The sequence below is a fragment of the Aeromonas sp. Y318-1 genome (assembly GCF_027706125.1).
Taxonomy (GTDB): Bacteria; Pseudomonadota; Gammaproteobacteria; order Enterobacterales; family Aeromonadaceae; genus Aeromonas; species Aeromonas hydrophila.
Genome location: NZ_JAPDCM010000017.1, coordinates 1 through 14,807 on the forward strand (window position 1 = coordinate 1; position 14,807 = coordinate 14,807).

Consider the following 14,807-nt stretch of genomic DNA (forward strand, 5'->3'; position numbering starts at 1 on the left):
CTCATGATGAACCCTGTTCCATGGCTCCAGATGACAAACATGATCTCATATCAGGGACTTGTTCGCACCTTCCCTAGATAAAGAAAAGACGCCCTAAGGCGTCTTTCTTGTTGCTGGACGTTGGAGCCAACCGGTTGAGGGCTTTTCCCCTCCCCGCCTTGCCCCGTAGCCAAATCAGATCGGGGTGATAGAAGTGATATGGGCCGAGCCATCCAGCGACTGGAAGATCTGCACCACGGCTTCCCCGTGGATCGGGTTGGGCAGCGGCACCGTGGTTTTGCATTTAAAACGGTAGTTGGTACCGGCGACGACCTGGGTGGAGACTTCAAAGGGGGTGTACTGCACCCCGACAAATCCTTCCAGTGCCTGGTTGAATACGGCCTGATCTTTGGCGCTCAGCTTGTGGTAGGCAGTCCATCCGCCCAACAACACTGCTTGTTCTGACATAACAAACCCTCCGTGATCTCTTGTCCCTACTCGTTTGGCTGTTCGGGTTCCGCCCCGTTTATTCAAGTGGTGTCCGGACTCCACCGGGGGCCACACCAGATTTGGTATGTCCGGTGTCGACAGCGCACATGAAGGCGTTGCTGTCGCCACCCTCCCCTGCTGCCACGACCGCCACCTCACAGCGCCGGTCTCAATTGGCATGGCTGAGCCTAGTGCGAGATCCATAAAACACCCCCTGTCAGATATGACAGAGGCAGGGAGGTGAGAGAGCAGCTAGCGAGGGGAAAAATGAGGCGTAAACGATTGGAAAAAGAAAAGACGCCGCAAGGGCGTCTTTTTTACATTTTTATGCTTAAAGGGTGAAAGGGCGTTAGCCGCTTACTCCCATTCTATTGTAAATAACAACAAAAAAATCAATTTTTTCAATATATTATAGATATCCGCACCATCTAAACCATGGAAAATACCATAATGAAAATCTACTTTTAAAATCTATCCTTCTATTACTCATGGCCAGCCTGTTTCATAGAATGAGTCACAGTTACACGCAGCGGATCCAAGAGCTCATCCGCCAAAGCATCTGAACCAAGCGTGACACTACCTGCACCGGAGAGAATGACCGTTGCTTTTCGATAGGGGCTCGATAGTCGAAGCTGAACCTTTTCTATCGCGAATTTCCGATCATGGGTCAGTACATCACATGCTGCACGTACATCCCTATCACCCTTTATCAACACCTTGGCTACAATACCCTTTTCGATCTCCAAGGCCCCAATTTGTAACGAATCAATGTCCGCAGAGACGCCTCTAGACTCTTGAAATAACATTGCCCATTTCAGTACATCAACATCAATAGGAGTAATTGCCACCTCAAAATCAACTGCCTCTGAAAGACGATTCATTAATGCCTGAACGCTTCTAGGTGGGTCAATCAACTCTAAACCTGGTGCAGATGACGAGGCTCTAAAAAGAGTATGGCGAAATTCAACACGGTCAAATTTTAGCTCATTCCCGAAAGGGTCAATCACAACATCTGTATATTCAATTCTTTCTATGTAACGTGCTTCTAAGTAATCATCTCGTACCCGATCGATAAAGAAACCATGCCCCGCACCCTCATTAAATGTTTGCATGCCAATTCGCTTGGCAAGAACTCTAATTGATGAAGGCCATTCAGCACGAAACCAACGAAATCTTTTCATGGTCACTCCTTAGACTCTTCAAGCGATTCATCACTTGCTTCTAGCATTAAATTAGATAACACATTCCTAGCAGTATTTTCCAGAAGCGAAAACAACTTGGTTTTTTCATTATCTTCCACATGAGAAATAGTTTTTCGATGTGTCCCTTTATGAGCACGAAAAACACCTTGGACCTGATATTTAAATCCTGTACCAGTGCTTCTATCCTCAAAGCCAGCATCAAACTGGATTATATCATTTGGGTCTCGTTCATGTTCAGAACGCCATGTTATGGCTGTAATAAAAAAACCACGAGAGGTTAGATCTTTATACTCACGAGACTGAACTAGATTCTGACCAGACAGAGCCATACTATGTACTACCGCAGCAAACATCTCTTTTGCTGCATGATCTTCAGAATCATCTTCAAGATCGAGGCTATCATCATTTTGGTTGTGCAGAGATGAAACCTTCAGATTCATCACATTTTTTAATTTATAGCTAGGAAGAGTTGAAATTAGCCGAGTAAAAAACTTTGAGCGTAATGCGGGGGTAGTTAATCCAGTAAGCTCTATAGTTTCTTCTGAGATCACTTGCTTTCGCTTCTGTTCTACAGTTTCTTTGATAGCAGCCACAACACGCTTAGCTTTATCGGTTGCTGGTAGCCTGATGACTGTCTGCCCATTCTCTACTAGGAACTCAATTCCTGCTTCATGACGCTCACGTTGTAACAGACGAGTTCGCGTATGATTGAATTCTTCGTAGACGATATTGATCGAATAGCCCGTACCACCTCTTGGTCGATGAGTAACACTTTCACCAACCCCTGTGTTTTCTGCATAGACTGCGACTGCATCTTTCATCTCATCAACTGATAGTTGTGAATTAAGTCGAATGAAAGTAGTTTTTTCACGCCGATGAGGTGGCTCGCGCTTTTGCACAATACTGGCAATATCATGGAAATCATGTGGAAGAAGTGATAATTTATCCGCTAATTCCTCACGGCTATCTTCAGGTGAATAAAAAATACCTCTATCTCGTGCTAACTCACGAAGAACCGAAGCAGTGAGCCTTTGTTTTCCTGAAATCAATAAGTCATATATGTCATTGTCATTTGCGCTGAGGTGATCTAAAAAATCAGTCATGACCATGTCCCCACGTCTATTGCAGAGTATGTGCTTTTAATCTTATTCATCGGTTCATATCTAATCGCATTTACATAACCAGCAAGATCTGTCTTTGCAGCATTGATATTTATCCCCTCAATATATTGTTGCTGCGCACGCTGGAATGTCGGTGAGGAAATTAGTGATGCCCCAAGAGTTTTAATTACAACCGATGTATTATCATCCAATAGCTCGTACTTTCGTAATGTATCAATAAGATACATAAATTCATCTGCCATCTCACACTTTCTGGAATAGAAAACAACAACCCCACGCTTGGCACTCCCCTTCGGGTCTCGATACTCTAAAATAATGATTGGCGAAGTCAACATTTCAAGGGTCGCCGCATTAGCTGTTCTAGCCTGAAGATTAGCCCTTCGAATAAGCTGTGGATGGTAAAATGAGCAGAACTCATGTGAAGGAAGTTCCGCTGGACGCTTTCCACGCATTCGCTGGATCTCGTCTCGAATATTGTCCAACCAAAATATTTCTTTCGGCCCCAACACAAATAATTTTGCACCACGGGGAAGATGAAGGGACTCTGGGTTAATGCCAATTAGATTCTTCTGAAAGTCTGCTTCATACTCCCCATCATGGTTGTATACGAATAATAGACCACAGATTGAAGCTGTTACATGATCATGCCCATGCAAGTCTCGCCAACTATCACTTTTTTCAGCACACGCAACTTGTTTAGCAAGACTCTCGATCGCAGCCTTCACTGAAGCAGGCCGAATAGTGCCCTTTGCGTAGCTCTTTAGATCACAATGAACATAAGTTCTAACTGGTGAGTAAGGCTCATCATAGTAGTAAACGACATCACACGGATGCGTTTTTACATCATGTAGATCTTGTGCCTCGCAGGGCCAGTCGTGGTTACCTGGCCCACTTTTCTCCCAAAAAAACTCGCTAAACAGGTCAGTAGCTGCAATTTCGGCAAGTCTTGCAGTATTTTCGTTTTCTGCTGACATTTTTTCTCCTTATAAGATTGAGTGGCAGTCAATCGTCGTTCACTTCCTTGGCAGACAAACATATGCAACAAATGTTTCTTTACATTATTTCCAAAAAACCACGAAGATATTAACAATTGGGAAGTATTTTGGAAAGATATCGAAAATTTGACTGTTTTACTCTACAAATGACCATCTGATGGACGATAAACGTGAGAATTTAGGAATGGACAGGGGGTTAAGCATGGTTAGGAAGGAATCCACAATATATGCCCATAGCGTCAATCAAGTGCCGCGACTCGTAGATAACGCCATAAGCGAAGGTGCTCGGAAGCTGACAGCCTACGAACTCGCAGAGCTTCGGCGGGATATGGCCGAGTCATCAGCCAAGATGCGGACAGAATTGGCACGTAGACGGAACGATTGCCCGACTAAACAGGACTGGTGATCACCCGCGTAACTGACAAGCCCCGCAGGGCAGGATGTACGTTGAGCACCATAGGTGCGAATAAGGGACAGTGAAGAGAGTTAACCGGCTTGCCGGTTAGCTAACTTCACACATCCTGCCCTCAGATCAGTCTTGTATCTCTCAGGGATACTCAATAGGAAAGGGCTGATATCGCCATGCATAGGGTTAAGTAATGTATTTACACCAGGAAAAGAGCTAAAAGCAGATAGAAACACATACAAAACAGTAGTTTAACCTTAAATAACACATATCTTACTTAGCTAAACCCAATAACTTTACACATAATTTCCGTGCACTTTCCTACGCTCCCCCCCCTCAGTCAGCTTATAGGGCTAGCTCCCTTCCTGGCGTTCAATTATCGGCCTCTGGCCGATTGTGCAGTCCGACAAGGAATAACCGTCCGCATAAAGCGGATGGTTACACCGCCTGGAGATCCTGAGATATCCTGAATATCCTGCCAAAACAGTAAAAAATCGGGCGGGTGTACCACGCTTTCGGGCGCCTGTGCCACACCTTCGGGCGGCTGTACCACACATTCGGGCGCCTGTACCACACCTTAGGCCTCCACGCTATCGGGCGCCTGTACCACGCCTCACCCTATTTTCATCAGTGATTTCTATTCCCAGCTTGGCAAAGCCAGCGGCATCACGTTTCAATCGCCTACGTCCGTCGCGTATAGTTTGACTAGGAGCATCACCACCGCATACTGCACGGATCAGGGTATCTATGTGCCAGCCTCCTGCTGGATCATGCTTATGTGTCAACACATGCCGAGCTACCGCTTGACTGATCCCATACTTGAACCTCGCGATAGGCGCTGGCTGGTAGTGAAGGGATAAGTCGTGCTCCATCAACATGACTAAGACCGCGCCCAATCGGACACGCCACAGATTACGCTCTCCACCTGTCAGAGGATCTCGACGAGTCATCGACGAGGGTATTACATGATCAATCAGGCCACCGACAATTGGAAAATCAAACTGCTGTGTCTCTATAGCGATAGTTGCCGATCTCAGTTCAACCAATAACTTCTCAATTTGGGTAAGGCTGTATTGATGATCGGATAAAATACGACGAAGCTGCGCAGGGTCTACCAGAAGCTCCACTCCACCATCTGACACATCTCGCTTTCGCTCAGCGACGAAGAGCATAGACTCTACAAGGTCAGCATGGCGCTGCCCAAGCCTTCCTGTCACTCTGCAGCGGCCAAAGCGGGTCTCCATCCACAGTCCCTTACGCTCGACAGGCCGCTGGCTTGGCTGATAAATCATCACTCGAGCCTGTAACACCGTGCTTGTCGGAGCGACCTTATTACCAGTTGTCATCATCACCCCTTACCACTGCTTTAGGCTTCACGAACTGCTGTCTCTTTTGCCTCTCCAACACAGCCGGCTTGAGCACGCCCCCCTCATGTCGGCGCAGCCAACGTTCGGGAAAAGGTGCGCCATAGTTGGCTTTGCTGACGCCAAAGCGGACGAAGTAACCTCGCTGACCGTCGTTGACCCCCAACTCTTCGGCTTCCTTTGGCGTCATCCCCGAAAGGTAGGATTGCCAACGGATGTTATCGACCAATACAGATGAACCACGGCTGGCCTGCTGTTGATCACCAGCCCCCATCATGGTCGCCCCCTTGCTGGAGTGATGGAGAAATACGATAGCGCACCCAGTTTCGACAGCGATGGCCTCCATCCTGCCAATCACCTGCGACATTGGCCCACTGGCGTTCTCCTCCTCGATATGGAAGCGCCGCAGAGTATCCAGAATCAGCAGGCGTCGACCCTCTGCAACCTGTATAAGTCCGTCGAACCACGCCGAAGACATAATGTCAGGACACCGACCAATCAGCGGCTCAATCAGTAATCCATCAGCTACCGCCTGTTGCTCTGTCAGAGTGAGATGTGTACCCAATACATGCAACCGATGATGGATCGTGGCGATCGGGTCTTCAGCTGGCAGGTAAGCCACAGTCCCTGTGAGGAATTCACCAATGTTCAGTAGGTCTGGACCTCCTGCAATCTGTGTCGCAAGCTGTAATGCCAACATTGACTTACCCGCCCCACCAGGTGAAACAATTGCGCCTACAGTTCCCGCAACCATATTCGGTAGGACGTAATCAATAGGCGGCGGCAACTCAGTAAAAGCGGCCATGAGATCGAGGGCCATGCTATTAACCTCCAATAGTCTGGCCGGGGCGTGAAGCATGGAATCCTGAAGACTTGCGCTCTTCAATCCATTTTTCGACTTCCGATAGCTCCCAAGCAACATTTCTGCTTGTCAGCGCAATACGACGCGGAAATTCTCCCCGCAATTCCATGTTGTAAATTGTTCGCGCAGAAAGTGGGATCATGTCCAAAAGTGCTTTTCTATTAATCAGGGTCTTGAATGCCATTGTTTGCATGTGTTTGCCTCCAGCAACTAGTGAAGGCTTGATAGTGCCAAGCAATACAACTTGAGTAAGCGTATTAATTGGCTAAAATGGTTGACATGAAAAAAGCACCAAAGATAGTCATCTGGGAAAACTGTGATCATCACATTTCGGCTGCCATCCAGCAGTTTGAAGAACTCTGGCTACCATACTCAGTGTCATCACGCCGCTACCCGATCCTTCGCTTGATAAAGGAAGTCCTCGACCATGCTGTAAATAGCTACATAAAGACTCTTCCAGCAAACTACACAGGGTATCTTCCTGGTGCGGCGGTCGGTGTACCTTTCAGTGAAATTGTAAGACTGGTGGGGCTAGAGGCCATGGTCCGTATGCAACGTCAGTTATTGCGACAGTTCATCAAAACTGAAGACCAGCAAACGACGAGAGACATATGCTTTGTCGCTACGCTTGAATCTTTGATTGGATTAGTCTGGTGCTGCGCATGCAAATCCCCCAAAAGGTCTACCTCCCAAAAAGGTGTCAACCTTAATAAGCAACGAAAACATGGATTTTGCGAATTCTGCGGGAATATGACTGAGTTTGCCACCTTTATGGCAACGGTTGAGGAGGACCGAATAAATAATTCCGAACTCGAAGATCACAAGAAATTAGAGCTCAGTCACCAGTATTGCAGAGAGCACCGACCCAAGCTGGTAACTGGCGAGTGGAACCCTTTATATAGAAGAGCAAAACGCTCCCTAACACAATTTAATATCGAACTTACCAGGCTGACTCATCAGTGCGCCAACCGCTCCAGACCAAACGCACTATCGGGTGATGAACTGATAGATAAATATTTTCTCCAATTAATTCTGAGATTAACATTGCAGCCAGCAGACGAAGCAAAATTGCGCCACCTAGCTCGTAGGATGGTGGATTCAAAGCTATCAGATACCAAGAAAAAGATGTTAGTACTCAGACAATTGGGGTTCAATCAAACAGAGATTGGTCAACGGATACTAAGTGCCAAGAAACAGCCAATAACACGACAAGCTGTATCTAAAGCATTGGCGTCAGTTCGCAAGGAGTTCCAATTATGAGTGCATCTAAGACTGATAAAATTTTTAGCTGCTAAAATATACCCGCTCAGCCTTGAGCAGATGCTCTCTATCCAAATTGGTAGAAAGCATCGACTCTAAAGAGACATTAAATTTTAATTAAATGGACAGGGATAAATTACCTAGGCCATATTCAGTTTTTACCCAATATGGTCGCACCATCTATAGTATCGACCCCCGCCGGGGCCAATAATTGCTGTATCCAGCCAATAGCATGCCCTCGGTCAACGCACTGGGAGAAAAACGCACGTTGCTTTGCTCTGGTAAAGGCAACAAAAAAAGTATTTAGCTCTTCACCCCGTTGTGGCGTAAGGCTCCACCAGGTCTGATTGTCGAGCCCATAAAATATCATCGTGTGGAACTCAAGACCTTTGCTTTTATGGACGGTCATCAGAGCCACCTGGCCAATACCTTCAAACTCATCCAGTGCCTCCATCCAGCTGCTGCTATGTTCTGCGCACTCTTTCAGGAGTGTGACAAATCCACTCCATACCCTCTCAAAGTCCCTTTCCCGCTGATAAGCGGGAAAAGATTGCCGAAGCGCAGGGGTTCCGACAAATTCAAGAAGCATCTCTGCAATCTCTCCCGCTGCATCCGGATCAGGCTGGCGACGCGCCAACCTTTCCCTTAATTGACGGACGAATGCTTCAAGCTTAACCAGTAACCGTTCCTGCGTGAGATCGTTATCCGGATCAGCAGCCTCCAGAAACAGATAGTTCTGCTGGGCCTGCTCCCAGTTTTCCGGGCTTCGGTTCGTCGCTCCCAGGCGGAGCAAAGGGACTAATATGCTGGTCAGCTCTTCCCCGAGTAGATCCTGTATTTGAATTTCACCGACTGACCGGGCCGCATTTCTGATCCTGAGACCTCGTGCCGCAAAAGCAGGGGCTATCTCACCCTCCACCTGATCTGCCCGCATTCTGATCAGAATTGCTACATCATGTGGCGCAACACGCCCTGACTGAACCTCATGTCTCACCCATTCAGCCAGATAATTGTTCTCGTCATCTGCGTTCCGAAATTGCCAGATAGCAGAAACCTCACCTTCAATTTCACGGGTCCCTTGTGCCTGCACAGCTTCCACATTGTCGTCTATCCGGCGAGCAATCTCGTGCTGAATAAGAACCAGATCCGCATGTGACCGCCAGTTTGAAAGCAATGTGATACGCCTCGCACCAAAGTCGCTCTCAAACTGGTCGAAGGCGTCATTCATGGCTCCCGCCCATCCCATGATACGCTGCTTATCATCGCCGACTGCCGTAAAGACAGCATCGCTACCATCGAATGCCGTTTGCAACAAGTCGTACTGGGCATAGGTGGTATCCTGATATTCATCAAGAAAGACAATGGGATACGTTGCCTGTAAGGCCCGACGGATATATGCATTTTCCTGCAGCAGCAGTTTTACAAGCCTGTTTATCATCGGGAAGGACAGAGAGATCTCGTCGCCTCCGAAGAATTGTTCATGCCAGTAATCTGCTAACGCACGATGTACTTCAGATCCATTTGACAAGTCAATTGGCAGGTCTGTCAGAAGCAGTCTTCCCTCAAGCTGTTGAACACTCACACCGTGATAACCGTGACGTTCAAGAAAATCCTCATAATCCCGACGAAATGGCGTAACGATCTGATACGTGCCAGGCGAATTGAACGGCTCAGGTAAAGCAGGACGGAACCGGTCCAGAAGTCCCTTGGTGAAGGCATCAAAAGTCATTGAATCAAAGCGCCGCGCCTGATCTCTTGGGCAACGCTTTGCAACCCTTTCAGCGAGGTTTCGGGCGGCATCTTTTTTAAAGCTGATGGCCAGAATACGTTTGGGGGCCGGACAAATGCTTGTCTGCAGAAGATAGGTCGCCTTCTGTGCCAGAAACTCAGTTTTTCCCGCACCGGCACCAGCGGTCACGAGGATGCTACTATCGGTTTCACGTAAAGCCTCCCATGCTCTGCCTTCCAGACCACCGACCCCCTGAGGTACCCAGTCGTCTCTTCTTACGCGGATCATTCCCCGACTCCTGGCAGATTTAGTTTATGCATTACGTACTCAATAAGGGCCCTAAGCTCAACAGGAGCTGACGCAGAAACATCGCCATCAGGGATACGGGAAAACGCAGCCAGATGGGTCTCTGGCTTACTGCGGCTCAAGAACAAATACGGATACCATTTAAAAGCATCATCATAGAGCTCGGTATACAAGGCTGGGGTACCACCTGTTTTAAGTGTGCTGACCTTTTTGGCTTGAATAGCGTTAGCATCACTCTGAGGCCCACGGCCACCTGGATTGGCAACCTGATAAGCGTCTGGAAACGCAAGCAACATGGCAAAATCGAGATCAATAGGATAGGAAAAGAAAACACCTTCCCCCCTGAAAGCTTGAAGCCATGGACCTTGCTGGCCTTCATCATAAAGCTGTTGGTCGGTAACCTGAGCAGCATTATCACGATTGAGCTCCCCAAAATTATTCCCGATATGGGCCAGATTCTGAAGGCAGGTCCTCATGGTGTTCGCCCCACCATGTCTACGCCCCAAATCTAGATCGAGCAGTGTGGCATATGGAATCTCAAGATCACTAAGTAGCCGCCAGAAATGTGCTACGAACCGTCCTCCTAGTGGGACGACAGGAACAAATGACGGGTCAAGTGGCACCCCCATATCTTCCGCTATTTTCGGAATGACGACGCGCTCTGAATCCCCTTCACCCAGGATTACAAATCGCGCGAAATAAAGTTCGGGGTATGCCTTTACGGCCAGCCTGACATACACGCTGGCCTCAACATCATCTTCAGGCAAGGTCAGTTCTCGGATCGATGAGCACCGGGCGCTCCGGTCCATACGAAAATATCTCACTTCCTCCGGCTCTATCCGGCTCAGGATAGCCGGGGAATGGCTGGATAGCAGAACCTGCGCAGAAGGCAGTGCACCGATCTCTCTCGCCTGTTTGATGATGCGAGACAAAAAGAACGGTGACAGGTTGTTTTCTGGCTCTTCGATGGCAAGAATCGTCAGGTGAATACGGCGTAACTTATCCTGTTCAAATGAGCTGTCATCAGCAGGCAAAGAAAAAGCTTCACGCTCGCTTTCTAGCGTTGCCGCTGTAAGGGCTATATGAAACAGAGAACGCTGACCGTCACTCAGCTCGGACAAACGGCGCTCCTGACCTTCTTCATCAGGCGTAAAGGTAAATTCGGCTTTACGAACAAGCTCCTCAAAACGGTTTTCGATGAGCCTTAAGCGTGGCTTACTGTCTGTATCAGCTTCATAGACCTGTTGCCAACGCTTCGAAAGACGCTGCAGCAGAAACTTCGACGGCTCCTCTTCCTCGAAACTGCTCTGGATCTGACCGGCACTATCAGAGCTTGCATCCCTAAATGCCGTCGACCATTTGGCAGCCTGCCATAACCGCCCTTTTAGAAGAGCGGTCACCTGAGTCGTCGCATCACGATTTGCCGGTAAGTAAATAAACTGGATCGAAGAGCGCTCTACAGCCTGAACCCTGGAGCAATCATCCCATTCAAAATTATCATCCAGGGCTCTTATCCAGCGTATTTCCTCTTCAATTGCCCCTTCCGGCGTACCGTCATCCGTCCATGTTGCTTGTAGTCGTACCCGGGCCTTAAGGGGCTCTCCCTCACCGGAAGCAGCCATCTGATTGAAGAACTCCGGAACAGCATCAAGAGGAGCAGTGTCTTGCTCTTCCAGTTCAGGGAAGGCAAGTACCGCTTCGACAAACAGACTGTCGCCAGACTGCAGTTCCTGCCGGTCAATAGGTATGTGAAAATCCCGACGCTGTACCGACCGCTGCGTTGGTGATGTACCAAACAACCGGGACACAGCTTGCAGCACTGCCGTCTTTCCGGAACCGTTTCCGCCGACAAGTATCGTCAGTTCTTCCTCGAAATTTAGCTCGACCACCTCATGCCCGAAACAACGGAAATTTTGTAGTTTTATCTTCTCTATTTTCATCCCTGATTACCTTTTTGTAAGAGATGCCTTTAAAAGTTAGCGAGCCCCTAAATAACCCACTCATCAATCATATCAGCCCAGTCCTGCAACATAGATGTACGCTGATCACGATACTCCGCTTTGTTATATACCGCTCTCACGCCCTTCTGCTCATGAGCAAGGCATTTCTCAATCCAGTCAGTGTTGTAGCCAGCTTCATGTAGCAGAGTGCTGGCCGTGCGTCTCAAGTCGTGGGGCCCAAACTTGGCGAGCGGCTTGCCTTCTTTCTGTGCCAGTGTGTAGGTCATGGTCATCACCCGATTCAGGGTGGCACTGCTCATGGGCAAATCTGAGTCGTAACGGGATGGCAGTATATAGTCAGAGCCACCAGAGAAGGTCTTCAATGCGATCAGGATGTCTAGGGCTTGTCTGGATAGAAACACCAAGTGGGGTGTCCGCCGCTTCATCCGTTCTTTTGGGATGGCCCAAAGAGCCTCGCTGAAATTGATCTCGTTCCAGGTCGCATTAGTCAGCTCACTTTTGCGCACCATAGTCAAAAGCAGCAACTTTACCGCCGCACGGATAGAGGGCGATGTACCAATTCTCCCCATATATACATACATAAGCCGGATTTCTGCAGGCGACAAAGTTCGATCTCGCGGCTCAAATCTGGCGATGCTCGTTGGCCTCACAAGGTCAGCTGGGTTTTCAACCTTCTGCCCTCGCTCGATGGCCCAACGATAAATCTGCAGCACTATGTCACGGGTATGAACAGCCGTTGCTGGAGCACCTCGCTCCACGATGGCATCCGTCAGCATGCGCAAATCTTCATGGGTGATCTCGGTCAGCTTCTGGTTGCCAAATTTCGTTTCCAGTTCCCGAGCATAGACAGAGCGACGCATATCACGGGTGGAGTCCGCCATCTGGTAACCTCGCAGCCACTTTTCCGCCCAAGCACCAAATGTTTCAGCATCTTTTACCCGAGCCTTTTTACGGGCCTTCTCCTTAGCTGGAGACTTACCGTCGGCCACCATCCGCTTGGCTTCATTCAGTCGCTCGCGGGCTTCAGCCAAACTGATACCACCGACACCGTAGCGGCCAAAGGTGATCGTCTCTTGCCTGCCATTGATCGAGTAGTTGTAACGGAACGAGACCGAACCGGCGGGGGTAACAGCTACATAAAGGCCATCCCGGTCATTCACCTTGTAAAGTTTGTCCCTCGGCTTGAGGTTGCGTAGCTTGGTATCAGTCAGCAAAAGTCTTATCCTTCCTCGTATCCGATACCATGCTGAAAGATCACCCCAAAATTAGACAATAAGACCAATAAAAACAGTTAGTTAAATAAAATAAATACCATGAACATACAGGATCAAGCAGCATGGTATCGGCTATCACTCATGGCATCATGCCTCGATAATACCACCTTGAATACCATACTCAAGTGGTGCTTCCTGCTGCCATCCGTTGCCAGACCATGCCAAATACAAAAACAAAAAAGCCCATGTAAACATGGGCTTAAGTGTCTTTTTGTGCCAGTTAGTACCAGCTAATACCTAACGGGTGATCATTCCCATTCGATGGTTGCGGGCGGCTTGCCGGAGACGTCGTACACCACGCGGGAGATGCCGTTGATCTCGTTGATGATGCGGTTCGACACGTGACCGAGGAAGTCGTACGGCAGATGGGCCCAGTGGGCGGTCATAAAGTCGATGGTTTCGACGGCGCGCAGCGCAATGACCCAGTCATATTTGCGACCATCGCCCATGACGCCAACGGAGCGCACCGGCAGGAACACGGCGAACGCCTGGCTGACCTGGTTGTAGAGGTCGGCCTTGCGCAGCTCTTCGATAAAGACCGCATCGGCCTTGCGCAGCAGATCGCAGTACTCTTTCTTCACTTCGCCAAGCACCCGCACGCCCAGACCCGGACCCGGGAACGGGTGACGGTAGAGCATGTCGTAGGGCAGACCCAGCTCCAGACCAACGCGGCGCACTTCGTCCTTGAACAGCTCGCGCAGCGGCTCCACCAGACCCATCTTCATCTCTTCCGGCAGGCCGCCGACGTTGTGGTGAGACTTGATGACGTGGGCTTTGCCGGTCTTACTGGCAGCGGATTCGATAACGTCCGGATAGATGGTGCCTTGCGCCAGCCAGCGGGCGTTTTTCAACTTCTTGGCTTCGTCGTCGAACACTTCGACGAAGACGCGACCGATGATCTTGCGCTTGGCTTCCGGCTCATCTTCACCCGCCAGGGCGGAGAGGAAGCGCTCTTCGGCATCGACCTTGACGATGTTCAGACCAAAGTGATCACCAAACATCTCCATCACCTGCTGACCTTCATTCAGGCGCAGCAGACCGTTGTCGACGAAGACGCAGGTGAGGCGATCGCCGATGGCGCGGTGCACCAGCATGGCGACCACGGAGGAGTCCACACCACCGGAGAGGCCCAGGATCACCTCGTCGTCACCCACCTGCTCGCGAATGCGGGCAACGGCGTCGTCGATGATGGTGGCCGGGGTCCACAGGCATTCGCAGCCACAGATGTCTTTGACGAAGTGCTCCAGCATGCGGGCACCCTGACGGGTGTGGGTCACTTCCGGGTGGAACTGCACGCCATAGAAACGCTTGGCTTCGTTGGCCATGGCAGCGTGCGGGCAAGTGGCGGTCTGGGCGATGGTGGTGAAGTCGGCCGGGATGGTGGTGACCTTGTCGCCGTGGCTCATCCACACATCCAGCAGCGCATTGCCGTTGTCGGCGATGGCATCTTCGATGTTGCGCAAGAGGGCGCTGGTCTTGCCGGAGTTGCCCAGCACTTCCACCTTGGCGTAACCGAACTCACGCTCGGTGGAGGATTGCACCTTGCCACCCAGCTGCTCGGCCATGGTCTGCATGCCGTAGCAGATGCCGAACACCGGCACGCCGGCGTTGAACACGTACTCGGGGGCGCGCGGGCTGCCCGCTTCGGTGACGGACTCGGGGCCGCCGGAGAGGATGATGCCGCTCGGATTGAATTCGCGGATCTGCTCTTCGGTCACATCCCAGGCCCACAGTTCGCAGTAGACGCCGATTTCGCGCACGCGGCGAGCGATCAGCTGGGTGTACTGGGAACCGAAGTCGAGGATAAGGATACGGTGCTGGTGAATGTCTTTAGTCATTTTATTCCTGCATCAGGCTGC

Annotated in this window: 11 protein-coding genes; 1 reads left to right on the forward strand and 10 read right to left on the reverse strand. The window is 49.8% G+C overall.

Features of this window, described 5'->3' with window-relative positions; all coding sequences use genetic code 11:
* Positions 1-174: 174 nt before the first annotated feature.
* From OKB87_RS20405 to OKB87_RS20430, 6 genes are all read right to left on the reverse strand, one after another.
* Entirely contained in the window at positions 175-447 is a 273-nt protein-coding gene (locus OKB87_RS20405) for a hypothetical protein (protein ID WP_010633780.1), read from the reverse strand.
* 503 nt (positions 448-950) lie between these two features.
* On the reverse strand, positions 951-1,649 hold the full coding sequence (locus OKB87_RS20410; RefSeq protein WP_270828377.1) for a hypothetical protein: 699 nt from the start codon (positions 1,647-1,649) through the stop codon (positions 951-953).
* Positions 1,650-1,651: 2 nt separating this feature from the next.
* Positions 1,652-2,773 (reverse strand): hypothetical protein, encoded by a 1,122-nt coding sequence (locus OKB87_RS20415; protein WP_270828378.1) that lies wholly within the window; start codon positions 2,771-2,773, stop codon positions 1,652-1,654.
* On the reverse strand, positions 2,770-3,765 hold the full coding sequence (locus tag OKB87_RS20420) for a hypothetical protein (protein ID WP_270828379.1): 996 nt from the start codon (positions 3,763-3,765) through the stop codon (positions 2,770-2,772). The genes OKB87_RS20415 and OKB87_RS20420 overlap by 4 nt, the downstream gene beginning before the upstream one ends.
* 1,759 nt (positions 3,766-5,524) lie before the next feature.
* On the reverse strand, positions 5,525-6,376 hold the full coding sequence (locus tag OKB87_RS20425; protein WP_270828380.1) for a helicase RepA family protein: 852 nt from the start codon (positions 6,374-6,376) through the stop codon (positions 5,525-5,527).
* Positions 6,377-6,380: 4 nt separating this feature from the next.
* Positions 6,381-6,611, reverse strand: coding sequence for a helix-turn-helix transcriptional regulator (locus OKB87_RS20430; protein ID WP_270828381.1), 231 nt, complete (start codon positions 6,609-6,611; stop codon positions 6,381-6,383).
* Positions 6,612-6,697: 86 nt separating this feature from the next.
* Here OKB87_RS20430 and OKB87_RS20435 point away from each other — a divergent pair, with 86 nt between their 5' ends.
* Positions 6,698-7,678, forward strand: a complete 981-nt coding sequence (locus OKB87_RS20435) for a LuxR family transcriptional regulator (RefSeq protein WP_270828382.1) — start codon at positions 6,698-6,700, stop codon at positions 7,676-7,678.
* A 151-nt stretch (positions 7,679-7,829) separates the two neighbouring features.
* On the opposite strand, the gene OKB87_RS20440 is transcribed toward OKB87_RS20435, so the two are convergent.
* The 4 genes from OKB87_RS20440 to guaA all read right to left on the reverse strand — a co-directional run bounded on the left by OKB87_RS20440 (position 7,830) and on the right by guaA (position 14,786).
* Positions 7,830-9,695, reverse strand: a complete 1,866-nt coding sequence (locus OKB87_RS20440; RefSeq protein WP_270828383.1) for a UvrD-helicase domain-containing protein — start codon at positions 9,693-9,695, stop codon at positions 7,830-7,832.
* The gene (locus OKB87_RS20445; RefSeq protein ID WP_270828384.1) at positions 9,692-11,653 is read right to left on the reverse strand and encodes an ATP-dependent nuclease; all 1,962 of its coding nucleotides are present in this window, start codon (positions 11,651-11,653) and stop codon (positions 9,692-9,694) included. Before OKB87_RS20445 ends, OKB87_RS20440 begins: the two co-directional genes overlap by 4 nt.
* A gap of 47 nt (positions 11,654-11,700) precedes the next feature.
* Complete coding sequence (locus tag OKB87_RS20450) at positions 11,701-12,888, reverse strand: tyrosine-type recombinase/integrase (protein WP_270828385.1); 1,188 nt, start codon at positions 12,886-12,888, stop codon at positions 11,701-11,703.
* 308 nt (positions 12,889-13,196) lie between these two features.
* The gene (guaA, locus tag OKB87_RS20455; RefSeq protein WP_016350936.1) at positions 13,197-14,786 is read right to left on the reverse strand and encodes a glutamine-hydrolyzing GMP synthase; all 1,590 of its coding nucleotides are present in this window, start codon (positions 14,784-14,786) and stop codon (positions 13,197-13,199) included.
* Between the last annotated feature and the right edge of the window lie 21 nt (positions 14,787-14,807).